Here is a 26,927-nt window from a genome sequence, read left to right as displayed (position 1 = left end):
TCAGACTCCCGCCTGCTGGCGCTGCCGCCGCAGATGCGGCGGCATTTCCTCGTAGACGCCCTCGAACATGTCGCGCATCGAAGGCTTGTTGCCGCTGTGCAAGGTGCCGTGGGCCTCGGCTTCCCTCTGCGCGGCAATCACTGTGTCGAGGATTTCCGCTTCCGTCTGGGCATGGCGTTCGTCGGACCATGCGCCGCGCCGGATGAGGTGGTTCTTCAGCCGGACAATCGGGTCGCCGAGCGGCCAGGCGTCCGATTCGGCCTTCGGCCGATAGGCGGAAGGATCGTCCGACGACGAATGGGCTCCGGCGCGGTAGGTGACATATTCCACCAGCGTCGGCCCGAGATTGCGGCGCGCGCGCTCCGTCGCCCATTTCGCCACGGCGTAAACCGCAAGATAGTCGTTGCCGTCGACACGCAGCGAAGGAATGCCGAAACCGAGGCCGCGCGCCGCGAACGTGCCGGAACCGCCGCGCGCGATGCCCTGGAAGGTCGAGATCGCCCACTGGTTGTTGACGACATTGAGCACGACGGGCGCCTTGTAAGTGGAGGCGAACACCAGCGCCGAATGGAAGTCCGATTCGGCCGTGGAACCGTCGCCGATCCAGCCGGCCGCGATGCGTGTGTCGCCGCTGATGGCCGAAGCCATGGCCCAGCCAACCGCCTGCACATATTGCGTGGCCAGATTGCCGGAAATGGAGAAGAATCCATGCTCCTTGGACGAATACATGATCGGCAACTGGCGGCCCTTCAGGGGGTCGGCTTCGTTGGAATAGATCTGGTTCATCATGGTGACCATCGGATAGCCGCCCGCGATGAGCAGGCCTGCCTGCCGATAGGTCGGGAAATTCATGTCTCCGGGCTCCAGCGCCTTGCGGAAGGCGCAGCTCACCGCCTCCTCGCCGAGGTGCTGCATGTAGAAAGAAGTCTTGCCTTGCCGCTGCGCCATCTGCATGCGCGCGTCGAAAGTGCGCAGCGTCATCATGTTGCGCAGGCCTTCCAGCAATTGCTCGTCGGTCAGCAGGCCTGCCCAGGGCCCGACCGCCTCGCCGGCGCGATTGAGAACGCGGATGATCGAGAAGGCCAGATCGCGGATCTCGCGGGGATCGACGTCGATCTCGGGGCGCGGCACCGAGCCCGCCTTGGGAATGGGAACGTTGGAGAAATCCGGCGCGCCGCCCGGGCGCACCTCCGGCTCCGGCACATGGAACCGCAACATTCCGGAATCGGCCATAAGCTTCGCCCTCCAATGTCGCCCGGGGAACGTTCGCGATGTTCGCACAGAATCGCCGCCAAGACAGCGGCAAATCTCCCTCCCGCGAACCCTGCCGGACAGACCGAATCTGGCAGCAAATGCGCGTAATATCCCGTCTTTTCGGCCGAACGGACGGCAACAAACGATATGGTGCGGGCCTTGCGCGTTGAAGATAGCTGCAAGACTACCGCCTCCGCGCCGGTCCATGCTAGGCAGGTATGCGATGCAGAAGAAAGCCTCCGAAGTCGATTCCTGGCTGGCCCGCCCCGATTCCCGCGTGGCGGTGGTGCTGATCTACGGCCCGGACCGCGGGCTCGTCGCCGAGCGCGGCCGAGCCTTCGCGCAACGTACCGGCCTGCCGCTCGACGATCCCTTTTCAGTGGTGAAGATCGATGCAGGCGAAACCGAACGGGATGAAGGGCGCCTCATCGACGAAGCCCGCACCGTGCCGATGTTCTCGGACCGCCGGCTGCTATGGGTCCGCAATGCGGGGATCCAGAAGAGCCTCGCGGACGACGTCAAGGCGCTGCTGGCCGATCCGCCGCGCGACGCCATAGTGCTGATCGAAGCCGGGGAACTCAGGAAGGGCGCTGCGCTGCGGACCATGGTCGAGGCCGCCCCCTCCGGCATGGCCCTGCCCTGTTATGCGGACGAGGCGCGCGACATCGACGCCGTGATCGACGACGAACTCGGCAAGGCCGGCATGACAATGACGCTGGAGGCCCGGCAGGCACTACGTCGCAATCTCGGCGGCGACCGGCTCGCCTCACGCGGCGAGATCGAAAAGCTCGTCCTTTACGCGCACGGCCAGGGGGAAATCGCGCTGGATGATGTCAGGGCGCTTGCCGGTGACGTGTCCGGCCAGTCCTTCGACGACGCGATCGATGCCATGATCGAGGGGCGCACCGACGATTTTGATGCCGCCTTCACCCGCCAGTGCCAGGCCGGCGGCCACCCTTTCCTCGCATTGTCTGCCGCCATGCGCCAGTTTCAGACGCTGCAACAGATGCGTGGCGCCATGGAAACAGCGGGAAAGAACGCAGCATCGGTCGTGGCCGCACACAAGCCGCCGGTCTTCTTCGCGCGCCGCAGGTTGATCGAAAAGGCCTTGGAGCGCTGGTCCGGCGACGCGCTTGGCCGTGCCCTCGTCAGATTGCAGGCGGCCGTGTTGCAGACAAGAAGGCGGCCGGACCTTGCCGTCCCATTGGCACGGCAGGCGTTGCTCGGCATCGCGGTCGAAAGCGCGCGTCTGGGAAGATAGGCGCCGGGATTCGGCTCGCCCGGCATTCTCTTAGCCGGCTATTTAGAAGACTGCGGAATTCTGCAGCCGGCTGCCATCGCGGCTAACATATCATACAAAATAGCTGCAGCAGTTACCTGAGCCTGACTTCCGGCAAAATCACTCACGCTTGAGACGGCGGCACAAATCGTCAAGCTGCTCCAGCGTGCGATAGGCCACCCGCACCTCACCGCCCCGGTCCTTATGCGAGATGGTCACCTTCATTCCGGTGGCATCGCAAAGCAGCTTTTCCAGCGCCAGCATGTCGGGGTCCTTCTGCGCCGCCGTGTTGGGTTTGTGCTCCCGCTGTTGCGCCGCCGGCATCTGCGCCAGGGCTTCCGCCTGGCGCACGGAAAATCCTTCCTCCACGATCCGCTTTGCCAGGCCGGCCGGATCTTCGGCGGTGACCAGCGTGCGGGCATGGCCCGCCGACAGCACGCCTTCTACCAGCATGTCGCGAATGACTTCAGGCAGTTTCAGCAGGCGCAGCGTATTGGCCACATGGCTGCGGCTTTTGCCGATGACCTGGCCGAGATCGGCCTGGCTGTAGCCATGTTCGTCGATAAGCTGCTGGTAGCCCATCGCCTCCTCGACCGGATTGAGGTCGGCGCGCTGCACGTTCTCGATGATCGCCAGTTCCAGAGCCGTGCGGTCGTTGACTTCACGTACGATGACAGGGATTTCGACCAGACCTGCGCGCTGCGCCGCGCGCCAACGCCGCTCGCCGGCGATGATCTCGAACCGGCCTTCCTGCGCTGGAGAAGGCCTGACCACGACCGGCTGTACCACCCCGTGCTCGCGGATCGACTGGGCCAGATCGGTCAGGTCAGCGTCGCCGAAGTGCCGCCGAGGATTGCGCGGATTGGGCGAGACGAATTCGATGGGCACCTTGCCGTCTGCCGCGACATGCGCCTTTTCCGCTTGCGGCGCAGGTCGATCCATCTCGCCGATCAGCGCTGCGAGACCTCTGCCTAGCCGTCTTCTTGAAGGATCGTCGTTCATGGTAAATCCAGGTCGTTTCGCTATCGGATCGATCAGGCGGCGCGCAGCTGGCGCTCGCGGCGGATCACTTCGGACGCAAGCTGCAGATAGGCCTGACTGCCCGTGCATTTGAGGTCGTAAAGAATCGCCGGCTTTCCGTAAGACGGCGCTTCCGACACCCGCACATTGCGCGGAATGACGGTCTCGTAGACCTTGTCGCCCATATGCGCCCGCACATCCTGCACCACCTGATTGGCCAGGTTGTTGCGCCCGTCGAACATGGTCAGCACGATGCCCTGTATCGTCAGCTGCGGATTGATCGAGCCTCGCACCTGCTCGACCGTCTCGAGCAATTGTGAAAGACCTTCCAGCGCAAAGAACTCACATTGCAGCGGGACCAGCACCGAATCCGCTGCGGCCATGGAGTTCAGCGTCAGCAGGTTCAAAGAAGGCGGGCAATCAATGAGGACATAGCTGAAATTGGACGTCTCGTTGAGAGCGTTTCTCAACCGCAAAACGCGATCCGGCGCCGCAGCGATCTCCATTTCGATGCCCAGCAGATCAAGTGTCGAAGGCACGATCGACAGGCCCGGAACGGCTGTCGGCATGGCGGCTGCCTCAACCTCCAGCCCATCGGCCAACACGTCGTAAGACGAGACGCCGCGTTCACGCCGATCGATCCCGAGGCCCGTACTGGCATTGCCTTGGGGATCGAGATCGACGATCAGCACCCGCTCTCCGATCGCTGCCAACGCAGTGGCAAGATTGATGGTGGTGGTGGTCTTGCCCACCCCTCCTTTCTGGTTCGCGACCGTAATGATTCTCGCTCCGCTCTTGATCATGGTTTCCGCTGATATCCCTTGCGATGACCAGGCATTGGCTCAATCACGCCTGCGCAACCCGCTGATTTCGAGAACGACTCCACTCGGGTCGACCAGGCTCTTGTGTTGTACCAGATCGAATTGCCAGCGGTGAGCGCTTTCTTCGATCTCGCGCTCGTAATCCCGCCCTTTGTGGAACAGTCCGCGTGCGCCGGCCATCAACCAGGGCGACGAGAGATCCAGAAGCATATCGAGAGAGGCCAGCGCCCGAGCCGTGACAACGTCAGGCCGTTCGATCAGCGAATACGTATCCTCGATCCGGCGCGCAAAGACGCGGGCAGGAAGACCAAACTGCCCCACCGTTGCCTGCAGGAAGCCGGCTTTTTTTCGATTGCTCTCCACCAGATCGATGGACCCGCTTCGATCCGCAAGCAGGAAAGCCAGGACGAGGCCGGGAAATCCGCCGCCCGAACCGAGATCGATCCATCGCCTCGCCTCGGGCTCGATCCCGGCCAGCTGCGCGCTGTCCAGAATATGCCGACCCCAACTGTCTGCAACAGTCGAGTCTGCAACAAGATTGATGCTTCGGTTCCATTTGCGGAAATGCGCCTCGAAAGCCGAAAGCCGGGAGAATGTTTCACGTGAAACTGGTCCGGCTGCCTGGCAAAGTTCCTCGAACCGAGCGTCACTCACGCTGCGCCTCTGCGCTGCTTGGGTTCCATATTGCGTACAGTTGCAACGATTATCGCCAGCGCAGCCGGCGTCATACCTTCCATGCGTTGCGCCTCCGCGATACTGCGAGGTCGCCGCTCACGCATCTTCTGCTTCAGCTCGTTCGACAGGCCGGAAACCGAATCGAAATCCAGCTGCTCCGGAATGGATCGACGCTCCTCCCATCGCAGCTGCTCGACATCCGCTTTCTGGCGTTCCAGGTAAACAGCATATTTGGCCTCTGTCTCCAGGGCTTCGGCGGTTCTCGCATCAATTGCCCCGAATTGTGCGTCGATACGCGTCAGCCAGGCGACGTCCACGCCTGGATAGGACAGCAGTTCATAAGCCGAGCGGCGGACGCCGTCCCGATTGATATCGAGGCCGTGTTTCGCCGCCTCGTTCGGCGTGACCAGAGCGCGTCGAGCCAGATCCCGAGCTTGATCGACCTTCGCCCGAATTGCATTGAAGCGAGCGTCTCGTTCGGCAGAAACCACACCTAACGCTATACCCTTGGGCGTCAATCGCTCGTCGGCATTGTCGGCGCGCAGCGACAACCGGAATTCTGCGCGAGATGTAAACATCCGATATGGCTCGCTGATGCCGCGATGCGTCAAATCGTCGATCATCACGCCGATGTAGGCCTCGGTGCGGCTGAACGTCACCTGCTCCTGACCAGACGCGCGGCGCGCTGCGTTCAACCCGGCGACCAACCCCTGTGCCGCCGCTTCCTCGTAACCCGTCGTTCCGTTGATCTGCCCGGCGAGGAAGAGACCTTTCAAGCGCCGCGTCTCCAATGTCGGATAAAGCTCGCGCGGATCGATATGGTCATACTCTATCGCATAACCGGGCTGCAACATGGAGGCACGCTCAAGCCCTTGAATTGTCTTCAATATATCAAGCTGGACATCCTTCGGCAGGGAGGTCGAGATTCCGTTCGGGTAGACGGTGTGATCGTCGAGGCCTTCCGGTTCCAGAAATATCTGATGCCCTTCCCGCTCGCCGAATTTGACGATCTTGTCCTCTATGGACGGGCAATAGCGCGGCCCCACGCCCTCTATGGACCCGGAATACATTGCAGAGCGTCCGAGGTTTGCGCGGATCAACGCATGCGTGGCCGGTGTGGTGCGTGTGATCCCGCATCGGATCTGGGGATTCTCGATCCGATCGGTCATCAGTGAAAACGGCACCGGAACGTCGTCGGCTGCCTGATGATCCAGCGAAGCCCAGTCGATCGTTCGCCCATCCAGCCGCGGCGGCGTTCCGGTCTTGAGCCGCCCAAGCTGAAAACCGATGGCGTTCATGGCCTGCGAAAGACGCTGCGATGCAGGTTCGTTCATCCGCCCGGCAGGAATCTTGTCCTGGCCGATATGGATCAGGCCTCTCAGGAATGTCCCCGTCGTCAGCACCAGTGCGCCACAGCGGATCGTTTCTCCGGAAGCCAGTTCCAATCCCGTCAGGCGACCATCCTTGACATTCAGCCCGGTAACTTCACCTTCGATGACCTCCAAATTCTCCTGGTTGCGGATCTCCGCTTGCATCGCCAGCCGATAGAGCTTCCGGTCAGCCTGGGTTCTGGGGCCTCTTACCGCAGGTCCCTTGCGGCGATTGAGCAAACGGAACTGGATTCCAGCCGCGTCGGCGACCCGACCCATCAGGCCGTCCATCGCATCAATCTCGCGCACCAGATGGCCCTTGCCGAGCCCTCCAATTGCCGGGTTGCACGACATAACACCGATCGTATCGAAGCGAAGTGTCACCAGGGCCGTACGCGCACCGGCGCGAGCTGACGCCGAAGCGGCTTCACACCCGGCATGCCCTCCGCCGACGACGACGACGTCGTAGATATTGTTCATGTTCATCCTCAGCGTGTCGCTCCTGGCATGTTCCCTGCTGGCTCCGCTGTCAAGCAGCCTAAAAATGTTTCACGTGAAACGATCAGCCCATCCGTTTCACGTGAATCATCCGGTGCGGTCTCTCCGGTTTCACGTGAGTCACTTGCCGATGCAAAACTGGGAGAAAATAACATCCAGCAGGTCCTCGACGTCCACCGCACCGATAATGCGTCCGAGCTGCTCCGACACAAGCCGCAGGTCCTCGGCCCGAAGCTCCGTCTCTGTCTTGTCCGACGCCAAAGCTCGATTGAGCAAGGCGTGGCTCTCGTTCAGCAGCTCCACATGGCGCAGGCGCGACGGCAGAATATCCCCCGCCCTTTCTGCCATAGCGGAAGCCTTCGAGCCGATCTCCTTCAGCAACTCAGGCAAGCCCTCGCCTGTCTGAGATGATATCAGGAAATCATAGCCTTGCGGATGGCTGGCGCCGGCCAGATCCAGTTTGGTACCGATCTTCAGACATTGCACGTCAGGAGGAGCCGACGAGGCCGCCGACTTCGCCGACATATCTTCCAGCAAAAGAACCAGGTCGGCCTGTTTGGCGCGATTACGCGCACGCTCAATACCGATCGATTCGACTTTGCCGGCTGCATCCCGCAAACCGGCGGTGTCGGTTATGTTCACCTTCAAGCCTTCGAGATCGAGCGATAGCTCGAGCAGATCCCGCGTGGTGCCCGGCTCATCGCTGACGATAGCCGCGTCCCGCCTCGCCAGCGCATTGAACAGGCTCGACTTGCCTGCGTTCGGCGCCCCGAGAATCACCACATCGAAGCCGTCCCGGATAATTTCCGCGGCATGAAAGCCGTTCAGATGGCGTTCGATCTCGCGAGATAATTGCGCCATGTCCTGCCACGCCAGATCGGCGACAGAGCCCGGCACATCGTCCTCGTCGGCGAAATCAATATCCGCTTCGAGCATCGCCCGGGCTCGGATCAGGCGCCGGCGCCAAAGCTCATAGAGTTCGGACTGGGCGCCGTCAGCGTTCCTTGCAGCAAAACGGCGTTGTGCCTCGGTTTCGGCATTGATCAGGTCTGCGAGCGCCTCCGTTTTCACCAGGTCGAGCTTGCCGTTCAGGAATGCGCGGCGCGTGAACTCTCCGGCATCCGCGTTACGGACGCCGTCAAACTCTGTCAGCCTTCGCAAGAGGGCACTCACCACCGCCCGACCGCCATGGACATGGAATTCAGCGACGTCTTCACCGGTAAAACTGTCCGGGGCCGGAAAAAATATCACCAAGCCGCGGTCGAGGATCGATCCGTCAGCGAGTTTCAACGACCGAAGCACCGCTCGTCGCGGTAGCCCGGGTTTTCCGGAAATCGTTTCGATCACGAATCGAGTTTTTGGACCACTTGCGCGGACGACAGCCACGCCGGCCGGCAGCCGGCCGCTGGACAAAGCCACGATAGTTTCCCGGAAATCCATTTGCCCGCTCGCAGAAAGCGCCCTAGCCTTTATCTCAATTCCAGTAGGATCAATGCCGTGACTGTTTCAACCAAGGGCATGCCTGCCGATGCGAACCTGCTCGGCAACGAAGCCAGCCCATACCTGCAGCAACATGCCGCGAACCCGGTTCATTGGCGCCCGTGGTCTCCGGCGGCGCTCCAGGAAGCGGAGGCGCTTGACCGGCCCATTTTGTTGTCCGTCGGTTACGCCGCCTGTCACTGGTGCCACGTCATGGCCCATGAAAGCTTCGAGAACCCTGATATCGCGGCCGTCATGAACCGTCTGTTCGTGAATATCAAGGTCGATCGCGAAGAGCGGCCAGACATCGACCAGATCTATATGGCGGCGCTGGCGGCTATGGGCGAACAGGGCGGCTGGCCGCTCACCATGTTCCTGACGCCGGAAGGAAAGCCGTTCTGGGGCGGGACCTATTTTCCGCCGCAGGCGCGCTACGGGCGACCGGGTTTCGTCCAGGTTCTGGAGGCGGTGGACAAGGCGTGGCGCGAAAAGAAGGAAAGTCTTAACCATAGCGCCGGAGGGCTCAGCGCCCATGTCGAAGCTCGACTGGCCGGTTGCCGGCCCAAGGCTACCCTCGACAGATCGATGCTCACCGCCCTTGCCGAAGGCATCGAGGGCATGATCGACAAGGATCAGGGAGGGTTGCGCGGAGCGCCCAAGTTTCCCAATGCGCCATTCATGCAGACGCTTTGGCTGTCCTGGTTGAGGGATCGAAACATCGCCCATCGCGATTCGGTGTTGCATAGCCTGGAGCGGATGCTCGCCGGCGGCATTTATGACCATATCGGAGGCGGTCTGAGCCGCTATTCCACCGACGCGGAATGGACCATCCCGCACTTTGAAAAGATGCTGTACGACAACGCGCAGCTCCTGCGCTTGTGCAACTGGGCCTTCTCCGAGACGGATAACGAGTTGTTCCGGATCCGAATCGAAGAAACCGCCGCCTGGATGCTGCGCGAAATGCGTCTCGATAGCGGAGGCTTTGCGGCCAGTCTGGACGCAGACAGCGAAGGCGAGGAGGGGCTGTTCTATACATGGACCGAGCAGGAGGTGGAGGACGCGCTGGGCGAGGATGCGGCCGTCTTCCATCGCTATTTTTCGCTCGACCGCCCCGCAGCTTGGGAAGGCAAGCCCGTCATCCGCCAGTCGACCGCCCAACAGGCGGCGGAAATGGCGGAGCAGGCCGAGGCGAAGGAACTCAAGGCAAAACTGCTTGCTGCGCGCGCCATCCGCGTGCGGCCGGGCCGTGATACGAAGATATTGTCGGATTGGAACGGGCTGGCCATTGCAGCATTGGCCGAATGCGGCCGGACTTTCGATCGCCGCGACTGGATCGAAGCAGCCGAGACAGCGTTCCGCCTTTTAGACTCAGCGGGCATGGAGGGTCGTCTGGCCCACTCCATGCTGGGCGACAAGAAACTCTTTCCCGCCTTGTCCAGCGACTATGCCGCCCTAGCCAATGCTGCCATTTCGCTCCATGAGGCAACCGGCAGGGACGATTATGTCGCCAAAGCCCGCCACTTTCTCAAACAGTTGGAACATTGGCACCTCGATCAGGCAGGAGAAAGTCACTACCTCACGGCGTCGGACGCGACAGATGTTCCCATTCGCATCCGTGGCGACGTCGACGAGGCGATCCCGTCCGCGACCGCCCAGATCGTCGAAGCCTTCTCGCGGTTCGCGATCCTCACCGGCGAAAACGATCAACGGGCATTGCAGGTTGCGGAACATGCTGCAGGCCGTGCCCAGCACCAGCCATACGGCCAGGCAGGCATCGTCAATGCCTGCGCCATCGCTCTTGAAGCGATGAAGCTCGTCATGATCGATGATGTCACCAAACCAAGTCTCATTCCGGTAGCGAATCGAAATCCTGATCCGCGCAGGGTCGACATCATCATGCCGCTCGGGACAGAAAAAGGACCCGCTCTACCGGGAGGTGCGATGCCTCGCTTCGACCGGCCGGGCGCTTATCTGTGCACCGGGCAAATCTGTCTCCCGGTGATCACCGACGCCGCCGAACTGGAAAACAGACTGCGTCAAAAACAATGAGGCGCATCCTGCGCCTCATCCAGGTATTAGGCCTGGCTTCCCGAATCTCACGACAAGATTGAAAACCGGTCAGGTATTCATCGAATCGAAGAAGTCGGCATTGGTCTTGGTCTGCTTCAGCTTGTCGATCAGGAATTCGATCGCGTCGGTCGTACCCATCGGCGCAAGGATGCGGCGAAGAACGAAGATCTTCTGCAGGTCGGCGCGCGGAACCAGTAGGTCTTCCTTGCGGGTTCCGGACTTGAGGATATCCATGGCCGGATAGATGCGCTTGTCGGCGACCTTCCGGTCGAGCTGGATCTCGCAGTTGCCGGTGCCCTTGAACTCCTCGAAGATCACCTCGTCCATGCGGCTGCCGGTATCTATCAGCGCGGTTGCGATGATCGTCAGGGAGCCACCTTCCTCGATGTTGCGAGCCGCGCCGAAGAAACGCTTCGGGCGCTGCAAGGCGTTGGCGTCGACGCCGCCGGTCAGCACCTTGCCGGAGGACGGGACGACCGTGTTGTAGGCACGGCCGAGACGGGTGATCGAATCGAGCAGGATAACGACGTCGCGGCCATGCTCAACCAGGCGCTTGGCCTTCTCGATCACCATTTCGGCGACCTGCACGTGGCGCGCGGCCGGCTCGTCGAAGGTCGAGGAGATCACCTCGCCCTTCACGGAGCGCTGCATGTCGGTCACCTCTTCCGGACGCTCGTCGATCAGAAGCACGATCAGATAGCATTCGGGATGATTGGCGGTGATCGAGTGAGCGATGTTCTGCATAAGAACCGTTTTACCGGTTCGCGGCTGCGCGTTGATCAAAGCGCGCTGCCCTTTGCCGATCGGCGCCACCAGGTCTATCACGCGTGGCGAGATGTCCTTGCTGGTGGGATTGTCGATCTCCATCTTCAACCGCTCGGTCGGATAGAGCGGCGTCAAATTATCGAAATGGATCTTGTGCCGGATCTTCTCCGGATCATCGAAATTGATGGTGTTGACCTTGAGCAGGGCGAAATAGCGCTCGCCTTCCTTGGGGCTGCGGATCGGTCCTTCCACCGTATCGCCGGTCTTCAGGGAGAAGCGGCGAATCTGCGAGGGCGAAATATAGATGTCGTCCGGCCCCGGCAGGTAATTCGCATTGGCCGAGCGCAGGAAGCCGAAACCGTCCTGCAACACTTCCACCACGCCGTCGCCGATAATCTCCACGTCCTGCGCGGCAAGCTTCTTCAGGATGGCGAACATCAACTCCTGCTTGCGCATGACGCTGGCGTTCTCGACCTCGAGCGACTCGGCGAAGGCGATCAGGTCGGTCGGCTTCTTGTTCTTGAATTCCTGGAGCTTCATTTCCTGCATGGATAGACTCTGAGATCCGCGTGGGGAGAAGGGTATCGGCGGTATGCGACGAATGCCGGGCGCGGCCGGATTATATTCTTGTGACGGCGGCGCATGACGGGAAGGAAGACCCGTCTTTTATCTTCGCTCCCGACAAAGAGCAAGCAGCCTTTTGCCGTTTCCTAAGTCCTCAGAACGGCTTCACGATCACCAGCACGACGATAACGATCATCAATAATGTGGGAACCTCGTTGACGATTCGCCAGTGCCTTGCAGGCTTTTCGTTACGATCCTCGGCAAATTTTCTCACCGCGGCGGAGAGGTAGCCATGCATGCCGGACATCAGCAGCACCAAAGCGATCTTGGCGTGCAGCCAGCCGCCCTGAAAGGCGAAACCCTTCCAGGCCAGCCATAGACCGAATGCCCAGGTCACGATCATCGCCGGATTGATGATGCCGCGCAAAAGCCGCCGCTCCATCACCTTGAAGGTCTCCGATTGCACGGAGCCTTTCTCTGCATCCACGTGGTAGACGAACAGGCGCGGCAGATAGAGCATCCCCGCCATCCAGGAGATGACCGCAATCACATGGATGGACTTCGCCCATAAATAGAAGCCGTCCGTGGCCAGCCCGAACAGCAACGCCATCAGCGCCAGCAGAACCACGACCGCCACGACGGCCCGCATCAGAGCCGTCTTTCCACTGCCCTGGGTTTGTGTGGCGCTCATCCGTGTCCTCCGCTTCTTACCAGCTTCACCATGGCCTCGACGTGCGGGACCGACGTTTCCGGCGTGATGCCATGGCCGAGATTGAAGACGAGCGGTCCTTGTCCAAGCGTGTCGAGAATGGACTTCACGCCGTCCGACAATGCCTTGCCGCCGGCCACCAGCCGGAGCGGGTCGAGATTGCCCTGCACGGCACCGCCGCGCTGCAGTTCGCGCGCCGCGCTCAGCGGCACCGTCCAGTCCAGGCCCAGACCCTGCACGCCGGTCCTTTCGCGATAGCGCTCGTAGTTGAATCCCGCGCCCTTGGGAAAGCCGATCACCGGCACGTTCGGATAGGCTGCCTTCACCTGCCTCACGATTTCGGCGACGGGTTGAATACAGAATGCTTCGAAGCAGGCTTCGTCCAGCACGCCGGACCAGGAATCGAAAATCTGCACGGCATCCGCGCCGGCCTCGATCTGCCTGACCAGATAGGCGGCGGACTGATCGGCCAGTATCTTGAGCAGACGGGCGAAGGCCGCCGGCTCGCGATAGGCGAACAGCCTGGCCGGCGCCTGGTCGGGCGTGCCATGCCCCGCGATCATATAGGTCGCCACCGTCCAGGGCGCGCCGCAAAAACCGATCAGGGTCGTCTCATCCGGCAGCTTTTTGCGCAATGTGCGGACCGTCTCATAGACCGGAGCCAGATTCACGTGAAACGCGTCGGTGCCGAGATCGTTGATTTCAGCCGCGGTGATGGGAGTGAGCACCGGCCCGCGTCCCTCCTCGAAAGCGAGGGCGCGACCCAGCGCATGCGGCACGACGAGGATGTCGGAGAACAGGATCGAGGCATCGAAGCCGAAGCGCTCGATCGGCTGCAGGGTGACCTCGACCGCGTATTCGGGATTGTAGCACAGGTCGAGAAACGTTCCGGCGCGTTTACGCGTTTCCCGGTATTCCGGCAGGTAGCGGCCGGCTTGCCGCATCATCCATAGCGGCGGCGGGAAAACCGTCTCGCCACGCAGCACATCCAGAACGATCCGTTTCCCGGCCATGGCCTCGCCTTTGAAGTCCGATCTCTTAAATCAAATAGGAATTTAGAAAGAGTCTTCTATTTCTATGACTCTGTTTGAATCGGGAATGCCGATCTGTCCATCTTCGGGCGAGCGAAAGCCAGTCGCCATAGTGTCGCGTTTATTGCTCTCCCGGCTGGACGAATTTGGGGACGGTTCCAGGACTGCGAATGATTTCAGCCGCTTGGTTGTCTCCATTCCTGTCCTGACCTGTGGATGAAAGCGGATGATCCTCCGTTGCTCCCGATCTTGTCCCCAGTGGCTGGAAAACTTCTACAGCACCCTCAATTGTGGACAACCCGGCATCTGATACAGTCGCTTCCCGCCGGGCTGCGAAATTGTCCCGGCTTGTCCACACCGGCCCACAGGCGACGAAGAATCCCGTGAACAAACCTCAAAGCTTCTTCCACCTGCATCTCATTTCCGATGCGACCGGCGAAACCCTGCTGGCCGCGGGGCGCGCGGCTTCCGCGCAATACAAGGATGCGCGGGCGATCGAGCATATCTACCCGCTGATTCGCACCGAGAAGCAGCTCATGAAGGTGTTCGAGGACATCGAGGAGGAGCCGGGCATCGTCCTGTACACCGTGGTGGACCAGACGTTGGCGCGCCGCATCGATGAAAGCTGCGCTGCCATGAGCCTGCCTTGCGTGTCGGTGCTGGAGCCGGTGCTGACCGTGTTCCAATCCTATCTGGGCGCGCCGGCCGGCCGAAGGGTAGGGGCCCAGCACGTGCTCGACGCCGAGTATTTCCGCCGCATCGACGCGCTTAACTTCACCATGGAGCATGATGACGGGCAGCTCCCCACGGACATGGACGAAGCCGATATCGTGCTGATCGGCATTTCCCGCACCTCGAAGACGCCGACCAGCATTTACCTGGCCAACCGCGGCATCAAGACGGCGAACATCCCGATCGTGCTGGGCGTGCCCATGCCCGAAAGCCTGATCGTCGCGGAAAAGCCTCTGATCGTCGGGCTGGTCGCGACGGCCGAGCGCATTTCGCAGGTGCGCCAGAACCGCATACTCGGCAACACGACGGGCTACGATTCAGCCGACTATGTCGACCGTGCCGCCATTTCCGAGGAACTGGCTTATGCGCGCCAGATCTGCACGCGTCACAATTGGCCGATGATCGATGTCAGCCGCCGTTCGATCGAGGAGACGGCCGCGGCCATCGTTGCCCTGCGCAACCGGACGCGATAGAGCATGGCCATCGCGGCAGTTCGGCGGCAAAAAGGGTGGCAATTCGCCAGACGGGCAGGGGGTCCTTGAGGGAAATCATACGGAGCGCAACCGAAACGCGGAATAACTGGTTTTGTGTTGGTCGCCCCGCGACAGTCGAACCCTGACAGGAGTATAGCCAGCCATGACCGAAAAGCTCATTCTTGCTTCGGCTAGCCCTTTCCGCAAAGCCTTGCTGGTCAATGCCGGTCTCGATATCGAGGCGGTTCCGGCCGAGGTGGACGAGCGCGCGCTGGAGGCGCCGCTGAAAGATACCGGCACCTCGCCGGAGGATGTCGCCCAGATCCTGGCGGAAGCCAAGGCCGTGGATGTCAGCGAACGCCGGCCGGGAGCGTTGGTGCTGGGTTGCGACCAGACCTTGTCTCTGGGCGACGAACTGTTCCACAAGCCGGCCGACATGGAAGCCGCGCGTCGCCATCTGCTGGCCTTGGCGGGCCGGACGCATCAGTTGAACAGCGGGGTCGTTCTGGCGCGCGACGGCGTCGTCCTGTGGCGTCATGTCGGCATCGCCAATCTCACCATGCGCAAGCTCGATCCGGCTTTTATCGGCCGCTACATGGCGCGCGCGGGCGCCAAGGCGCTGCAGAGCGTCGGCGGATACCAGATCGAAGGCGTGGGCATACAGCTTTTCGAGCGGATCGAAGGCGATTACTTCACCATTGTCGGCGTGCCGCTGCTGCCGGTCCTCGCGGAATTGCGCAAGCTTGGAGCTATAGATGGCTGAAACTGCCAGGAGGGCTTTCGTCGTCGGCCATCCGATCGCCCATTCGCGTTCGCCTAAAATCCACGGCTACTGGCTGGCTCAGCTTGGTATCGCCGGCAGCTACGAGGCAGTGGACGTCGCACCCGCCGACTTCGCGGTCTTCGTGAAGGACTTGGCGCGCAACGGCTTTGCCGGCGGCAATGTCACCATTCCGCACAAGCAAGCGGCGTTTGCTCTGGCAGAACTGCGCGACAAGGCGGCGGAAGCCATCGGTGCGGTCAATACGCTTTGGTTCGAGGGCGGCAGGCTGGTCGGCGGCAATACCGACGCCCATGGCTTTGCCGCCAATCTGGATCAGCATGCGCCCGGCTGGGCTGCGAATGGCCCGGCCCTGGTTCTGGGCGCCGGTGGTGCCGCGCGGGCCGTGATCCATGCCTGCCAGCAGCGTGGCATCAGTGAGATTCGGGTGGTGAATCGCACGCTGGAACGCGCCGAGGAACTGGCGCACCGGTTCGGTCCCGGCATTTCGGCCCACCCGCTGGCGGCAGCGCCGGAGTTCTTGCCGGAATGCGGCCTCCTCATCAACACCACGTCGCTCGGCATGCATGGCAATTCGGAAATCCCGGTCGATCCTTCGGTCATGCCCGATCATGCCGTCGTCACGGATATCGTCTATGTGCCGCTGGAAACGCCGCTGCTCGCCGCGGCCAGGGCACGCGGACTGAAGACCGTGGATGGGCTCGGCATGCTGCTGCATCAGGCGGTGCCGGGTTTCCAGCGCTGGTTCGGCCGCCGCCCCCAGGTCACCCCGGAATTGCGGGCCATCATCGTGGCCGATCTGGGTGGGGGCACGTGATCGTCCTGGGCCTCACCGGCTCGATCGGCATGGGCAAGTCGGCGACAGCACGCATGTTCGCCGAGGCCGGCGTGCCGGTGCACGATTCCGACGAGGCGGTGCACCGTCTCTATGCCGGCAAGGCCGCTCCTCTCGTGGAAGCCGCTTTTCCGGGAACCACGGTCGACGGCATGGTCGATCGGGCGAAACTTGGCCAGCGCGTTCTTGGCGACCCGGCGGCATTGAAGAGGCTGGAACAGATCATCCACCCGCTCGTCCGCGCCGATGCCGATGATTTCCTTGAAAGGCATCGCGCTTCAGGCGCTCCGCTGGCGGTGCTCGACATCCCGCTTCTGTTCGAGACCGGCGGCCGCGACCGGGTGGACAAAGTGGTGGTCGTCAGCGCCGCGGCCGACATCCAGCGCCAGCGCGTATTGGCAAGGCCCGGCATGACGGCCGAGAAATTCGAGCAGATACTGTCCCGTCAGGTGCCGGACGCGGAAAAGCGGAGGCAGGCGGATTTCGTCATCGACACCGGCCACAGCTTCGAGCAGACGCGCGCGGCGGTCGCAGTCGTCATGCAAGAGGCGCTGAACAGCGCCCGGACCGGGGACAATCGCGACAATCCAGCCCGCTGAGCTTGCATGGTGTTCCGGGGAAAGCCATTTTGGCCGAACGGAGCGAATCGATGCGCGAGATCATATTCGACACGGAAACCACAGGTCTGGATGCCCGCGAGGACCGGATCATCGAGCTCGGCTGCATCGAGCTGGTCAATCGCTTCGCGACCGGGCGGACGTTCCATCACTATATCAATCCGCAGGGTCGCGCGATCAATGTCGAGGCGCAGGCCGTCCATGGCATCGGTGCGGACGATCTCGTCGGCAAACCCGTATTCGGCGATCTCGCGGAAGAATTTCTGACTTTCATCGACGGAGCCAAGCTGGTCGCCCATAATGCCGGTTTCGACATAGGCTTCATCAACGCCGAATTCGCCCGCCTTGGCCATCCGCCGGTTAGCCCCGAGCGCGTCGTGGACACGCTCGCATTGGCGCGGCGCAAGCACCCGATGGGCCCGAATTCGCTGGATGCGCTTTGCCGCCGCTACGGCATCGACAACGGCCGCCGGACCAAGCATGGCGCCTTGCTCGATTCCGAGCTTCTGGCCGAAGTCTACATCGAACTGATCGGCGGCAAACAGGCTGCGCTGATCCTCGACAGCATCGCGCTGCCGGCGGCGGATGGCGAAAATATTGCCGTGGCGGAGATCGTCGTCTCGGCACGGCCTTCGCCCTTGCCGGCGCGGCTGACGGAAGTCGAGCGTGCGGCACATGCGAAGATGGTCGAATCGCTTGGCGAGAAGGCGCTTTGGGCGCGCCTCGACCAAAGCTGAACGAACGGACGATCGTCCGGGGCTTAAAAGCCTCAATTGTCGTCTTCGACCACGCGCAGCCTGAGCTGGCCGGTCTTGGAATCCGCCGTGCGCTTGCTTGCCGCCGCGTGCGTGGCCGTTTCGGCCTCTGCCTCGCCGGCATGCTCGCCGAATTCCAGCGCCTCGATCTTCTGGCCGCGCCTGGTCACCTTGGAGGAGGAGACGAGTATGTCGTCAATGTCCTTCGAGGCCTGCCCGAAATGCGCCTGCAACTTGCGCACCCGCTCGTCGAGACGTCCGACATCTTCCATCAGCCGCACCACCTCGCCCTGGATCAGGTGTGCCTGCTCTCGCATGCGCGCGTCCTTGAGGATGGCCTGAACCACCTGGATCGACAGCATCAGCAGAGATGGCGAGACGATGACGACGCGGGCCCGATGGGCACGCTGCACCAGCGCCTCGAAATTCTCGTGGATTTCGGCAAAGACCGATTCCGACGGCACGAACATGAAGGCCGTGTCCTGCGTCTCGCCCTGGATCAGGTATTTTTCGGAAATGTCGCGGATATGGACCTCGACATCGCGGCGGAACGATTGTGACGCCACCTTCTGCAGGTCCGGGCTCTCGGCGGCGCGGATGGCGTTCCAGGCTTCCAGCGGGAATTTGGCGTCGATGACCAGGTCAGGCGCGCCGTTGGGCATCTTGACGATGCAATCCGGCCGGCTGCCGTTCGATAGCGTTGCCTGGAACGCATAGGCGCCGTGCGGCAGCCCATCGGCGACGATCGCCTCCATGCGCGATTGGCCGAATGCGCCGCGCGTCTGCTTGTTGGAGAGGATCGCCTGCAATTGCACCACCTGCCCCGCCAGCGACTGGATGTTCCCCTGCGCGGTATCGATGACGGCGAGGCGTTCCTGCAGCTTGGCCAAGCTTTCGTGCGTCGAGCGCGCCTGTTCGGTCATCGACTGGCCGATGCGGCCGGTCATGGCGTCGAGGCGCTGCCCGAGCGATTGCGTCAACTCGGCCTGCCTTGCGCCGAACACCTCGGCCAGCGCGCCCATCGAGCCCTTCATCTCGGCCTGGGCCTGCAGGATGCCGGCCATGCGGGCCTCGGCCTCGCGGGTGCGTTCGACGGCCTCCGTTGCCGCCAGTGCGCGCGCCTGCGCCGAGCGCCACAACGCATAGGCAAGCCCGCCGAGAAGAACCAGAAGGACCACACCGCAGGCAGCCAGCGATTGCCCGAGCGTGAAGACGCTGGCGCCGAGACGGAGTACGGGTTCGGACAGGGGGCTGGCGGAATCGTTCATGGCGACACCATAGACGATTCGCCGCGACAGCATAGATCAAAACGTGAACATGTGGATATCGCACCGGTTGACGCTTTTCCGGCAAAGTCTTAGGTGAGGCGGCATGTCCATCAAGCCGCTCATCATCCTGCCCGATCCGGTCCTGCGCCAGGTGTCAAAGCCGGTGGAACGCGTCGACGACGCGCTGCGCAAGCTTGCCGACGACATGCTGGAAACCATGTATGACGCGCCGGGAATAGGTCTTGCCGCCATCCAGATCGGCGAGCCGATCCGGCTGCTGGTGATCGACCTCGCCAAGGAAGGCGAGGAGCCGGCGCCGCATGTCTTCGTCAATCCCGAGATCCTCGAAAGCTCCGGACAGCGCTCGACCTATGAGGAGGGTTGCCTGTCGATCCCGGACTACTACGCAGAGGTGGAGCGCCCGGCCTCGGTGCGGGCCAGATATCTGGACCGCAGCGGCAAGGAACAGGAGATCAAGGCCGAAGGACTGATGGCGACCTGTCTCCAGCACGAGATCGACCATCTCAACGGCGTTCTGTTCATCGACCATATCTCCAAACTCAAGCGCGACATGGTGATGCGCAAGTTCCGCAAGCTGGCAAAGGACCGTCCGGCGCCGAGCCGGCTGGTGGGCTAAGGCCGGCACATTTGCCACTGGCCCGCGGATTCTGGGTGAAATTCGCGAATCCGTTTGAAGCGGAAGACCGCGCGCCTTACAAAACCGGACCGAAAAACCGAGCCACGGACCAAAATGCCGCTTCGCGTCGTCTTCATGGGTACGCCGGAATTCTCCGTGCCGACCCTGCGCGCGCTGGCCGAGGCCGGGCACGAGATCGTCGCCGTCTACACTCAGCCGCCGCGCGCCGGCGGCCGGCGCGGGCTGGAACTGACGCCTTCGCCGGTGCAGCGCGAGGCCGAACGCCTCGGGGTGGAAGTTCGCACGCCTTTGACGCTCAAGGATGATTCGGATCGGCAGGCGTTCCGCTCGCTGGATGCGGACGTAGCGGTTGTCGTGGCCTATGGGCTCATTCTGCCGAAGCCGGTCCTCGACGCTCCCCGTCTCGGCTGCCTCAACGGCCACGCCTCGCTTTTGCCGCGCTGGCGCGGTGCCGCACCCATCCAGCGCGCGATTATGGCCGGCGATGCCGAGACCGGCATGATGGTGATGAGAATGGAGGAAGGCCTGGACACCGGACCGGTGGCGCTGGTTGAAAAGCTGGCCATCGAAGCCGATATGACCGCCGGCGACCTGCACGACCGTCTGATGGCATCATGCGCCGAACTGATGACCGAAGCCCTTTCACGGCTGGAAAGCGGAAGTCTGGCTTATACGCCGCAAGCGGCCGAGGGGGTGACTTATGCCGCCAAGATCGACAAATCGGAGGCGCGCGTGGACTGGACCCGCCCGGCCGGCGAGGTCCACAACCTGATACGCGGCCTTTCGCCCTTTCCGGGTGCATGGTGCGAGGCGCCCCTTGGCGGACGCCTGGAAAGATTGAAGCTGTTGCGTTCGACCCTCTGCGAGGGCGCGGGCGTGCCGGGAGGAATCCTCGACGATCGGCTGACCGTCGCCTGCGGAAGGGGCGCGGTCAGGCTGGTCGAAGTGCAACGGGCGGGCGCCAGGCCCGCCGCCGCACAGGATTTCCTGCGCGGAGCCAAGATCGAAAAAGGAATGAAACTGTCATGAGCATGATGTCGATCCGCGCGGCCACGCCGCGCGACCGTGAGGCGATCCGCCTCGTCGAGGAACACGCCTTCGGCCAGCACACCGAGGCCGGGCTGGTCGATGCTCTGGTTTCGCAGGGCGATGCGGTGGTCGAATTGGTCGCGGTGGAAGACGGACAGGTGGTGGGTCACATCCTGTTCTCCCGCCTGTACGTCGAACGCAACGGCCAGGAGTTTCCGGCAGTGGCGCTGGCGCCGCTCGCGGTCGAGCCCAATTTCCATGGCACCGGCATCGGCGGCGCGCTGGTGCGCGAGGCGCATATCCGCCTGAGGGATGCCGGCGAGAAGCTTTCAGTGGTTCTGGGCGACCCGGCATATTACGGTCGCTTCGGCTACAGCCGCGAACGCGCGGCCGGTTTCGACAGCGACTACCAGTGCGAGGCGCTGCAGGCGCTTGCCTGGGGCGAAGCTCCCGCCAGCGGCCGCCTGGTCTATGCGTCCGCCTTCTCGACCGAACTTGCTGCCTGATCCGGCGCGAACGGAGCATGCCGCGCTTTCGCCTCGACATCGAATATGACGGCGGGCCCTATGCCGGGTGGCAGCGGCAGGCCGACCGTCCTTCGGTGCAGGAGGCGATCGAGCAGGCGATCGGGAAATTCTGCGGCGAGCGCGTGACGCTGCATGGCGCCGGCCGCACCGATGCCGGCGTCCACGCAACCGCGCAGACGGCGCATGTGGATCTTTCGAAGGAATGGCTTTCCGATACGGTGCGCGATGCCGTCAACGCGCATCTGCAGCAGGCCGGCGAGCGCATCGCCATCCTGAAGGCGTCTCGCGCGGCCGATGATTTCGAGGCGCGGTTCTCGGCGCTGGCGCGCCACTACCTCTACCGCATCGCCAACCGCCGCGCGCCGGCGGCGCTGGACAAGGGCCAGGTCTGGTGGGTGCCGAAGAAGCTGGACGCCGAAGCCATGCACGAGGCGGCCAAGGCGTTGCTGGGCAGGCACGATTTCACCACTTTCCGCTCCGCGCAGTGCCAGGCCAACAGTCCGCTCAGAACACTCGACCGTCTCGATGTCACGCGCAGCGGCGACACCATCGAAATCCGCGCTTCGGCGCGCTCCTTCCTGCACAATCAGGTGCGCTCGATGGTCGGCTCGCTGAAACGGGTGGGCGAGGGGGCGTGGACCGCGGCTGACCTGAAGGCGGCATTGGAAGCCAGGGACCGCGCGGCATGCGGGCAGGTGGCGCCGCCGGACGGGCTTTTCCTGGTCGGCGTCGACTATCCGCCGGCCTGAGGCGTCACTCGGGAACGGTCACCCCGAGCATGGACTGCAGGAAGAGCAGCACAGCCAGCGACACCACGAACATGCCCACGAACACGGCGGTGCCGACCGCGGCGCCCCGGCCGATGGCGGCATTGGTCATGCGCCAGGTCAACACCATAGACACCAGGAACAGGAGCAGCGAAACAACCGCTGCCACCTGACTGCCTGCCGATACGAAAAGCCGGACCAGCGCCGCCGGCAGCATCAGCCAGGCGATGATCGCCGAGGTCCAGTTCGAAGCCACGACATAATGGACGAAACGGCCGCCTATGCCGATGCGGGACGCCACCAGTGCGAGCACGATCAGCGGCAGCACCCACGAGCCGAGATCGACGGCCGCCAGCCGAAGCACGAGGCCGAAACGCCCGGCCACGGCGTCGGCGTCGCCGATCTCGTCGGCGATGCCGACCCAGCCGACCACCAGCGCCGGCGCGGCCACCGCCATGGCGAAGAAGGAATTCCAGAAACCGTCGGCCGACAGGTCGAGCAGCCTGAAGCCGTCGGCCTTGCCGAACATCAGCCGCCAGGCGCCCGCCAGCGAGGCTTGCGTTTCTTCCGCCGAAAGCATGGGTCTAACCGAACCAGTCCTCGATGAAGCGAAGATAGATTTGGGTCAGAGTCTCAAGGTCGGCCAGTGCCACGCGCTCATCCACCATATGCATGGTCTGGCCCACCAGGCCGAATTCGACCACCGGGCAGTAATCCTTGATGAAGCGCGCGTCAGACGTGCCGCCGGAGGTCGAAAGTGCCGGCCGGCGCCCCGTCACCGCCTCGACCGATCCGCTCAGCGTCTCGATCAGCTTTTCGTCGCGGGTCAGGAACACGTGGCTCGGCCTGTCGCGCCATGTCAGCTCGAAATCGACCGGCTCGCGGCGGCCCTGCCGGTACTTCTTCCGGCGCGCAGCCGTGTCCAGCCGGTTGTGGATCTCCGCCTGCAGGGTTTCCGCCGTCCAGCTGTCGTTGAAGCGGATGTTGAAGGCGGCGGTCGCCTTGGCCGGAATGACATTGGTGGCGGGATTGCCGACATCGACGGAAGTGACCTCCAGATTGGTCGGCTGGAAGTCCTTCGTGCCCTTGTCGAACACCGGATGGAGCAGCGCGTCGATCAGGGCCATCAGCCCGCGCACCGGATTGTCGGCCAGATGCGGGTAGGCGGCATGGCCTTGCCTGCCGTTGACCGTCACCAGCCCCGAGATCGAGCCGCGGCGGCCGATCTTGATCATGTCGCCCAGCCTGTCGGGGTTGGTCGGCTCCCCTACGATGGAAGCGTCCCATTTCTCGCCGCGCTCCGCCGCCCATTCGAGCAGCTTGCCGGTGCCGTTGATCGCCGGTCCTTCCTCGTCGCCGGTGATCAGCAGCGAGACCGATCCCTTCGGACCGCCCTTCTGCGCAATATGGCGCGCCAGCGCGGCGATGAAGCAGGCGATGCCGCCCTTCATGTCGACGGCGCCGCGGCCATACATTTCGCCGCTCGCGATCGCCGCCGAGAAGGGCGGATGGGTCCATGCCGTCTCGTCGCCCACCGGCACGACATCGGTGTGACCCGCAAACATCAGGTGTGGCCCGTTGCCTGAGCGGCGCGCGTAGAGATTTTCAATGTCCGGCGTGCCGTCCTCCGAAAAGACGGGGCGTTCCACCGCGAAGCCGAGCGGTTTCAGCATCGCCTCCAAGGCCGACAAAGCACCGCCTTCCGCCGGTGTCACGGACGGGCAGCGGATCAGGGTGGCAAGGTTCTCGGCAGGGTCGATGGGCAGTTTCATGGGCAAAGCGATAGTCGAAAGCGCTACGCCTGTCACGCGGCGCGCCGCGGGCAGACGACCAGTGCCAGGTTGGCGATTTATCCCGGTGCGTTGGTGCGCGCGCCGTAGCGGTTCGGGCCCGGATCGCCCGGGAACAGGCACAGCGCCAGGAAAGCGATGATCGAGATCACCGGCACGAACAGGACGAGCGCCATCATCCCCGGCCGGCCGAGATCGTGCAGCCGCTTGATCGCCAGCGCGATGTTGGACCACAGCGAGGCGACGAAGGCCAGGAAGAACACCATGGCCCATGTCTCGCTTTCCGGCGTGCCTTCCGGCACCAGCGTGAAGCGGTAGAGGGGGAAGGCCTGCACGATGGCGACCAGCAGCCCGCCCAAGAAATAGGCGGCGCGGCTGAGCCGCCCCGACGACCTGAAGAAAAGCCAGACCAGTTGCGACGGTTGCTGTTGGCTCAAGGCCTTTCCATCCCTATGCCGGATGCCCGGGATCTCAGTCCCTGAGCAGTTCGTTGATCGAGGTCTTGGAGCGGGTCTTTTCGTCCACGCGCTTCACGATCACGGCGCAATAGAGCGACGGGCCGGGCTCGCCGTTCGGCAGCGGCTTGCCCGGCATGGAACCGGCCACGACGACCGAATTCGCCGGCACTTCGCCGTAGAAAACCTCGCCCGTGGCGCGATCGATGATCTTGGTCGACTGGCCGATGAAGACACCCATGCCCAGCACCGAACCTTCGCGCACGATGCAGCCCTCGACCACCTCGGAGCGTGCGCCGATGAAGCAATTGTCCTCGATGATGGTGGGGCCGGCCTGCATCGGCTCCAGCACGCCGCCGATGCCGACGCCGCCCGACAGGTGGACGTTCTTGCCGATCTGGGCGCAGGAGCCCACCGATGCCCAGGTGTCCACCATGGTGCCCGAATCGACATAGGCGCCGACATTGACGAAGGACGGCATCAGCACCGCGCCTGGCGCGACATAGGCGGAACGGCGCACGACGGCCGACGGAACCGCGCGGAAGCCGGCCTTCTCGAAATCCACCGCGCCCCAGCCCTCGAACTTCGAGGGCACCTTGTCCCACCAGACCGCCTGCCCGGGGCCGCCCTTGATGATCTCCATCGGATTGAGCCGGAAGGACAGCAGCACCGCCTTCTTCAGCCATTGGTTGACGTGCCATGCCCCGTCGGATTTCCGCTCGGCGACGCGGGCCTCGCCCTTGTCGAGCAGATCAAGGGCGGACTGCACCGCGTCCCTCACCTCTCCGCGTGTTGCGGTGGAAACGCTCTCGCGCTCCTCGAACGCCTTCTCGATCGTCTTCTCGAGGCTCGTGAGATCGGGCTTCGGCATGTCTGCTCCATTACCATACTGTTAAGGTGCGGCTTTTAACCTGTTTGAAGGCCGCGCGGACCCTATTTGAAGCCATGGTGGGGGTCAATCGCGGTTGCGCACGGGACGGCGCGAAACAGGCATTGGGGATTTCTGCATGAAACCGATGGAATCGGCGGGTTGGACGCCGCTGCCGCACTCCGACGAGGATCTGGAGCGCGTAAAAAGCACGCCGGACACGCCACAGACGAGAGCCGCCTCCTATCGCCTTGCCTGGGACGACGAGGAATTCATGACGCGGCGCGAATTGCGGCCCATGCGGTTGCAGTTGGAACTGCTGAAGCCCGAGATGATCCTTGCCGAGCGTGGCGTCCGCTCCACTGTGGTGCTGTTCGGAGGCGCGCGGCTGCCCGAACCCGGCGGCGAGGCTTGGGCGGCCAAGAACGAGACGCAGAAGCGCAACCTGGAGGCCAACAGCAGATATTACGAGGAGGCGCGCCAATTCGCCCGGCTCTGCTCGCAGCATTCGGCCACGACCTACTATCGCGAATTCGTGGTTGTGACCGGCGGCGGCCCGGGCGTCATGGAAGCCGGCAACCGCGGCGCCGACGATGTTGGCGCGCCCTCCATCGGCCTCAACATCGTGCTGCCGCACGAGCAGGCGCCGAACGCCTACATCACCCCGGAACTGTGCTTCAACTTCCACTACTTCGCCATCCGCAAGATGCATTTCGTCATGCGCGCCAAGGCCGTGGCGGTGTTTCCCGGCGGCTTCGGCACCATGGACGAGTTCTTCGAGACGCTGACGCTGATCCAGACCGGGCGCATGGAGCGCGTTCCGGTGATCCTGTTCGGGAAATCCTTCTGGGAGCGTGCGATCGATCTCGATTTCCTCGCCGAGCAGGGCACGATCAGCCCCGGCGATCAGGACATCATCGACTTCGTCGACACCGCCCAGGAGGCATGGGACATCATCAACCGGTTCTACAAGCTCGGCAAATAGGGCCGCGGGGCGGTTTTCGCGGCCCGGCGCCTATTCCCGGCCCTTGACGATCGTCGTCAGGAAACCGGCGAGGTCGTCGGTCACGAAATCGACGTCGTCGTCATTGTCGGGATCGCGCTCCCATATTTCGGAGAAGGTCGGCTCGAAATTGCGGGGCACCACCAGGACGGTGGTCATGCCGAGCGCCTTCGGCACCGCGAGGTTGCGGGCGAGATCCTCGAACATCACCGTGCTCTGCCCGGTGACGGCATGCAGCGCGGCAAACTTCTCATAGGTCTGGCGCGCGGGTTTCGGCGTCAGGCCGGCTGCGACGATGTCGAAAATGTCGTCGAAATGGTCGAGGATGCCGAGCTGCCGCGCGGCGCGTTCGGCATGGCCGCGATCGCCGTTGGTGAAGATGAATTTGCGCCCCGGCAGCTGGCGGATCGCCGCGCCCAGAACCGGGTCGGGCACCAGCCAGGAATAGTCGATGTCGTGCACCTTCTCCAGGAAATCGTCCGGATCGATGCCGTGCCGCTGCATCAGCCCGTTCAGCGTCGTCCCATATTGCTGGTACAGCTCCTTCTGCAGCTTGCGCGCGTCCTCGCGCGGCAGCGACAGGAGATTCGACACGTAGGCCGTCATCTTCACGTCGATCTGGGAAAACAGGTTCGAATGGTGCGGATACAGCGTGTTGTCGAGGTCGAACACCCAGTCGGTGACGTGGGAAAAGCGGACGGGATCGGGAAGCTCGGTCATTTCCGTCTTATGCCACGAAAAGGCGGCGGCTGAAGAGATATTATCCGTGTCCGAAAAGAAACCGCGCCTTCATTCCAATTTTTAACCAGCGGGGCAATAGGTCCTTCAGCGTGG

27 protein-coding genes are annotated in these 26,927 nt (G+C 63.0%); 12 read left to right on the top strand and 15 right to left on the bottom strand.

Going from position 1 to position 26,927, the window contains the following annotated elements:
- On the bottom strand, nt 1-1,233 hold the full coding sequence (locus QU595_RS21980) for a 3-methyl-2-oxobutanoate dehydrogenase (2-methylpropanoyl-transferring) subunit alpha (protein ID WP_315925924.1): 1,233 nt from the start codon (nt 1,231-1,233) through the stop codon (nt 1-3).
- A gap of 244 nt (nt 1,234-1,477) precedes the next feature.
- Here QU595_RS21980 and holA point away from each other — a divergent pair, with 244 nt between their 5' ends.
- Nucleotides 1,478-2,515, top strand: a complete 1,038-nt coding sequence (gene holA / locus QU595_RS21975) for a DNA polymerase III subunit delta (protein ID WP_315925922.1) — start codon at nt 1,478-1,480, stop codon at nt 2,513-2,515.
- Nucleotides 2,516-2,653: 138 nt separating this feature from the next.
- Here holA and QU595_RS21970 read toward each other — a convergent pair whose 3' ends face one another.
- The 5 genes from QU595_RS21970 to mnmE form a co-directional block, all read right to left on the bottom strand.
- Nucleotides 2,654-3,535, bottom strand: a complete 882-nt coding sequence (locus QU595_RS21970) for a ParB/RepB/Spo0J family partition protein (protein ID WP_315925921.1) — start codon at nt 3,533-3,535, stop codon at nt 2,654-2,656.
- Between the two features lie 32 nt (nt 3,536-3,567).
- Nucleotides 3,568-4,356, bottom strand: coding sequence for a ParA family protein (locus QU595_RS21965; protein ID WP_315925919.1), 789 nt, complete (start codon nt 4,354-4,356; stop codon nt 3,568-3,570).
- 39 nt (nt 4,357-4,395) lie between these two features.
- Nucleotides 4,396-5,028 carry a 16S rRNA (guanine(527)-N(7))-methyltransferase RsmG gene (rsmG, locus tag QU595_RS21960; RefSeq protein ID WP_315925917.1) on the bottom strand — a complete coding sequence of 211 codons (633 nt, stop codon included), beginning with the start codon at nt 5,026-5,028 and terminating at the stop codon, nt 4,396-4,398.
- Nucleotides 5,025-6,899, bottom strand: a complete 1,875-nt coding sequence (gene mnmG / locus QU595_RS21955) for a tRNA uridine-5-carboxymethylaminomethyl(34) synthesis enzyme MnmG (protein WP_315925915.1) — start codon at nt 6,897-6,899, stop codon at nt 5,025-5,027. The genes rsmG and mnmG overlap by 4 nt, the downstream gene beginning before the upstream one ends.
- Before the next feature lie 138 nt (nt 6,900-7,037).
- Complete coding sequence (mnmE, locus tag QU595_RS21950; RefSeq protein WP_315925913.1) at nt 7,038-8,357, bottom strand: tRNA uridine-5-carboxymethylaminomethyl(34) synthesis GTPase MnmE; 1,320 nt, start codon at nt 8,355-8,357, stop codon at nt 7,038-7,040.
- Between the two features lie 78 nt (nt 8,358-8,435).
- Between mnmE and QU595_RS21945 the strand changes: the two genes are divergently transcribed.
- Nucleotides 8,436-10,445 carry a thioredoxin domain-containing protein gene (locus QU595_RS21945; protein WP_315926473.1) on the top strand — a complete coding sequence of 670 codons (2,010 nt, stop codon included), beginning with the start codon at nt 8,436-8,438 and terminating at the stop codon, nt 10,443-10,445.
- Nucleotides 10,446-10,514: 69 nt separating this feature from the next.
- On the opposite strand, the gene rho is transcribed toward QU595_RS21945, so the two are convergent.
- The 3 genes from rho to hemE form a co-directional block, all read right to left on the bottom strand.
- Nucleotides 10,515-11,780, bottom strand: coding sequence for a transcription termination factor Rho (gene rho, locus QU595_RS21940; RefSeq protein WP_315925911.1), 1,266 nt, complete (start codon nt 11,778-11,780; stop codon nt 10,515-10,517).
- 169 nt (nt 11,781-11,949) lie between these two features.
- Nucleotides 11,950-12,486 carry a protoporphyrinogen oxidase HemJ gene (gene hemJ / locus QU595_RS21935; RefSeq protein WP_315925909.1) on the bottom strand — a complete coding sequence of 179 codons (537 nt, stop codon included), beginning with the start codon at nt 12,484-12,486 and terminating at the stop codon, nt 11,950-11,952.
- Nucleotides 12,483-13,517, bottom strand: coding sequence for a uroporphyrinogen decarboxylase (gene hemE / locus QU595_RS21930; protein ID WP_315925907.1), 1,035 nt, complete (start codon nt 13,515-13,517; stop codon nt 12,483-12,485). The genes hemJ and hemE overlap by 4 nt, the downstream gene beginning before the upstream one ends.
- Nucleotides 13,518-13,918: 401 nt before the next feature.
- Between hemE and QU595_RS21925 the strand changes: the two genes are divergently transcribed.
- From QU595_RS21925 to dnaQ, 5 genes are all read left to right on the top strand, one after another.
- Nucleotides 13,919-14,740, top strand: coding sequence for a pyruvate, water dikinase regulatory protein (locus tag QU595_RS21925; RefSeq protein ID WP_315925905.1), 822 nt, complete (start codon nt 13,919-13,921; stop codon nt 14,738-14,740).
- A gap of 163 nt (nt 14,741-14,903) precedes the next feature.
- The gene (locus QU595_RS21920) at nt 14,904-15,503 is read left to right on the top strand and encodes a Maf-like protein (protein WP_315925903.1); all 600 of its coding nucleotides are present in this window, start codon (nt 14,904-14,906) and stop codon (nt 15,501-15,503) included.
- Nucleotides 15,496-16,338 carry a shikimate dehydrogenase gene (locus QU595_RS21915; RefSeq protein WP_315925901.1) on the top strand — a complete coding sequence of 281 codons (843 nt, stop codon included), beginning with the start codon at nt 15,496-15,498 and terminating at the stop codon, nt 16,336-16,338. The genes QU595_RS21920 and QU595_RS21915 overlap by 8 nt, the downstream gene beginning before the upstream one ends.
- Nucleotides 16,335-16,955 (top strand): dephospho-CoA kinase, encoded by a 621-nt coding sequence (gene coaE, locus QU595_RS21910; RefSeq protein ID WP_315925899.1) that lies wholly within the window; start codon nt 16,335-16,337, stop codon nt 16,953-16,955. Before QU595_RS21915 ends, coaE begins: the two co-directional genes overlap by 4 nt.
- A gap of 50 nt (nt 16,956-17,005) precedes the next feature.
- A complete protein-coding gene (gene dnaQ / locus QU595_RS21905; RefSeq protein ID WP_315925896.1) occupies nt 17,006-17,710 on the top strand; it encodes a DNA polymerase III subunit epsilon in 705 nt (234 codons plus the stop codon).
- Between the two features lie 32 nt (nt 17,711-17,742).
- Here the strand turns inward: dnaQ and QU595_RS21900 are convergent, their stop codons facing one another.
- Entirely contained in the window at nt 17,743-18,996 is a 1,254-nt protein-coding gene (locus tag QU595_RS21900) for a DNA recombination protein RmuC (RefSeq protein WP_315925894.1), read from the bottom strand.
- A 103-nt stretch (nt 18,997-19,099) separates the two neighbouring features.
- Between QU595_RS21900 and def the strand changes: the two genes are divergently transcribed.
- The 4 genes from def (at nt 19,100) to truA (ending at nt 21,959) form a co-directional block, all read left to right on the top strand.
- Nucleotides 19,100-19,633 (top strand): peptide deformylase, encoded by a 534-nt coding sequence (gene def, locus QU595_RS21895; protein WP_315925892.1) that lies wholly within the window; start codon nt 19,100-19,102, stop codon nt 19,631-19,633.
- Between the two features lie 114 nt (nt 19,634-19,747).
- Entirely contained in the window at nt 19,748-20,683 is a 936-nt protein-coding gene (fmt, locus tag QU595_RS21890) for a methionyl-tRNA formyltransferase (RefSeq protein WP_315925891.1), read from the top strand.
- Nucleotides 20,680-21,189, top strand: coding sequence for an N-acetyltransferase (locus QU595_RS21885; RefSeq protein WP_315925889.1), 510 nt, complete (start codon nt 20,680-20,682; stop codon nt 21,187-21,189). Before fmt ends, QU595_RS21885 begins: the two co-directional genes overlap by 4 nt.
- Before the next feature lie 17 nt (nt 21,190-21,206).
- A complete protein-coding gene (gene truA, locus QU595_RS21880) occupies nt 21,207-21,959 on the top strand; it encodes a tRNA pseudouridine(38-40) synthase TruA (RefSeq protein ID WP_315925887.1) in 753 nt (250 codons plus the stop codon).
- A gap of 4 nt (nt 21,960-21,963) precedes the next feature.
- Here the strand turns inward: truA and QU595_RS21875 are convergent, their stop codons facing one another.
- The 4 genes from QU595_RS21875 to dapD all read right to left on the bottom strand — a co-directional run bounded on the left by QU595_RS21875 (nt 21,964) and on the right by dapD (nt 25,093).
- Entirely contained in the window at nt 21,964-22,557 is a 594-nt protein-coding gene (locus QU595_RS21875; RefSeq protein ID WP_315925885.1) for a transporter, read from the bottom strand.
- A gap of 4 nt (nt 22,558-22,561) precedes the next feature.
- Complete coding sequence (dapE, locus tag QU595_RS21870) at nt 22,562-23,749, bottom strand: succinyl-diaminopimelate desuccinylase (protein WP_315925883.1); 1,188 nt, start codon at nt 23,747-23,749, stop codon at nt 22,562-22,564.
- A 77-nt stretch (nt 23,750-23,826) separates the two neighbouring features.
- Nucleotides 23,827-24,204, bottom strand: a complete 378-nt coding sequence (locus tag QU595_RS21865; RefSeq protein ID WP_315925881.1) for a DUF805 domain-containing protein — start codon at nt 24,202-24,204, stop codon at nt 23,827-23,829.
- A 34-nt stretch (nt 24,205-24,238) separates the two neighbouring features.
- Nucleotides 24,239-25,093, bottom strand: a complete 855-nt coding sequence (gene dapD, locus QU595_RS21860) for a 2,3,4,5-tetrahydropyridine-2,6-dicarboxylate N-succinyltransferase (protein ID WP_315925879.1) — start codon at nt 25,091-25,093, stop codon at nt 24,239-24,241.
- Between the two features lie 136 nt (nt 25,094-25,229).
- Here dapD and QU595_RS21855 point away from each other — a divergent pair, with 136 nt between their 5' ends.
- Nucleotides 25,230-26,075 carry an LOG family protein gene (locus QU595_RS21855; RefSeq protein ID WP_315925877.1) on the top strand — a complete coding sequence of 282 codons (846 nt, stop codon included), beginning with the start codon at nt 25,230-25,232 and terminating at the stop codon, nt 26,073-26,075.
- A 30-nt stretch (nt 26,076-26,105) separates the two neighbouring features.
- Here QU595_RS21855 and QU595_RS21850 read toward each other — a convergent pair whose 3' ends face one another.
- A complete protein-coding gene (locus tag QU595_RS21850; RefSeq protein ID WP_315925875.1) occupies nt 26,106-26,813 on the bottom strand; it encodes a pyrimidine 5'-nucleotidase in 708 nt (235 codons plus the stop codon).
- Nucleotides 26,814-26,927: the final 114 nt, after the last annotated feature.

Origin of the sequence: Mesorhizobium sp. SP-1A (assembly GCF_032460275.1) — a bacterium.
GTDB lineage: Bacteria > Pseudomonadota > Alphaproteobacteria > Rhizobiales > Rhizobiaceae > Mesorhizobium.
This window is presented reverse-complemented; position numbering and strand designations above follow the sequence as displayed.

Excerpts from the sequence above, each read along its gene's own strand:
- QU595_RS21980 (WP_315925924.1), bottom strand. The coding sequence starts at position 1,233 with ATGGCCGATTCCGGAATGTTGCGGTTCCATGTGCCGGAGCCGGAGGTG.
- holA (WP_315925922.1), top strand. The coding sequence starts at position 1,478 with ATGCAGAAGAAAGCCTCCGAAGTCGATTCCTGGCTGGCCCGCCCCGAT.
- QU595_RS21970 (WP_315925921.1), bottom strand. The coding sequence starts at position 3,535 with ATGAACGACGATCCTTCAAGAAGACGGCTAGGCAGAGGTCTCGCAGCG.
- QU595_RS21965 (WP_315925919.1), bottom strand. The coding sequence starts at position 4,356 with ATGATCAAGAGCGGAGCGAGAATCATTACGGTCGCGAACCAGAAAGGA.
- mnmG (WP_315925915.1), bottom strand. The coding sequence starts at position 6,899 with ATGAACAATATCTACGACGTCGTCGTCGTCGGCGGAGGGCATGCCGGG.
- mnmE (WP_315925913.1), bottom strand. The coding sequence starts at position 8,357 with ATGGATTTCCGGGAAACTATCGTGGCTTTGTCCAGCGGCCGGCTGCCG.
- QU595_RS21945 (WP_315926473.1), top strand. The coding sequence starts at position 8,436 with ATGCCTGCCGATGCGAACCTGCTCGGCAACGAAGCCAGCCCATACCTG.
- rho (WP_315925911.1), bottom strand. The coding sequence starts at position 11,780 with ATGCAGGAAATGAAGCTCCAGGAATTCAAGAACAAGAAGCCGACCGAC.
- hemJ (WP_315925909.1), bottom strand. The coding sequence starts at position 12,486 with ATGAGCGCCACACAAACCCAGGGCAGTGGAAAGACGGCTCTGATGCGG.
- hemE (WP_315925907.1), bottom strand. The coding sequence starts at position 13,517 with ATGGCCGGGAAACGGATCGTTCTGGATGTGCTGCGTGGCGAGACGGTT.
- QU595_RS21920 (WP_315925903.1), top strand. The coding sequence starts at position 14,904 with ATGACCGAAAAGCTCATTCTTGCTTCGGCTAGCCCTTTCCGCAAAGCC.
- QU595_RS21915 (WP_315925901.1), top strand. The coding sequence starts at position 15,496 with ATGGCTGAAACTGCCAGGAGGGCTTTCGTCGTCGGCCATCCGATCGCC.
- dnaQ (WP_315925896.1), top strand. The coding sequence starts at position 17,006 with ATGCGCGAGATCATATTCGACACGGAAACCACAGGTCTGGATGCCCGC.
- QU595_RS21900 (WP_315925894.1), bottom strand. The coding sequence starts at position 18,996 with ATGAACGATTCCGCCAGCCCCCTGTCCGAACCCGTACTCCGTCTCGGC.
- def (WP_315925892.1), top strand. The coding sequence starts at position 19,100 with ATGTCCATCAAGCCGCTCATCATCCTGCCCGATCCGGTCCTGCGCCAG.
- fmt (WP_315925891.1), top strand. The coding sequence starts at position 19,748 with ATGCCGCTTCGCGTCGTCTTCATGGGTACGCCGGAATTCTCCGTGCCG.
- QU595_RS21885 (WP_315925889.1), top strand. The coding sequence starts at position 20,680 with ATGAGCATGATGTCGATCCGCGCGGCCACGCCGCGCGACCGTGAGGCG.
- truA (WP_315925887.1), top strand. The coding sequence starts at position 21,207 with ATGCCGCGCTTTCGCCTCGACATCGAATATGACGGCGGGCCCTATGCC.
- QU595_RS21875 (WP_315925885.1), bottom strand. The coding sequence starts at position 22,557 with ATGCTTTCGGCGGAAGAAACGCAAGCCTCGCTGGCGGGCGCCTGGCGG.
- dapE (WP_315925883.1), bottom strand. The coding sequence starts at position 23,749 with ATGAAACTGCCCATCGACCCTGCCGAGAACCTTGCCACCCTGATCCGC.
- dapD (WP_315925879.1), bottom strand. The coding sequence starts at position 25,093 with ATGCCGAAGCCCGATCTCACGAGCCTCGAGAAGACGATCGAGAAGGCG.
- QU595_RS21855 (WP_315925877.1), top strand. The coding sequence starts at position 25,230 with ATGAAACCGATGGAATCGGCGGGTTGGACGCCGCTGCCGCACTCCGAC.
- QU595_RS21850 (WP_315925875.1), bottom strand. The coding sequence starts at position 26,813 with ATGACCGAGCTTCCCGATCCCGTCCGCTTTTCCCACGTCACCGACTGG.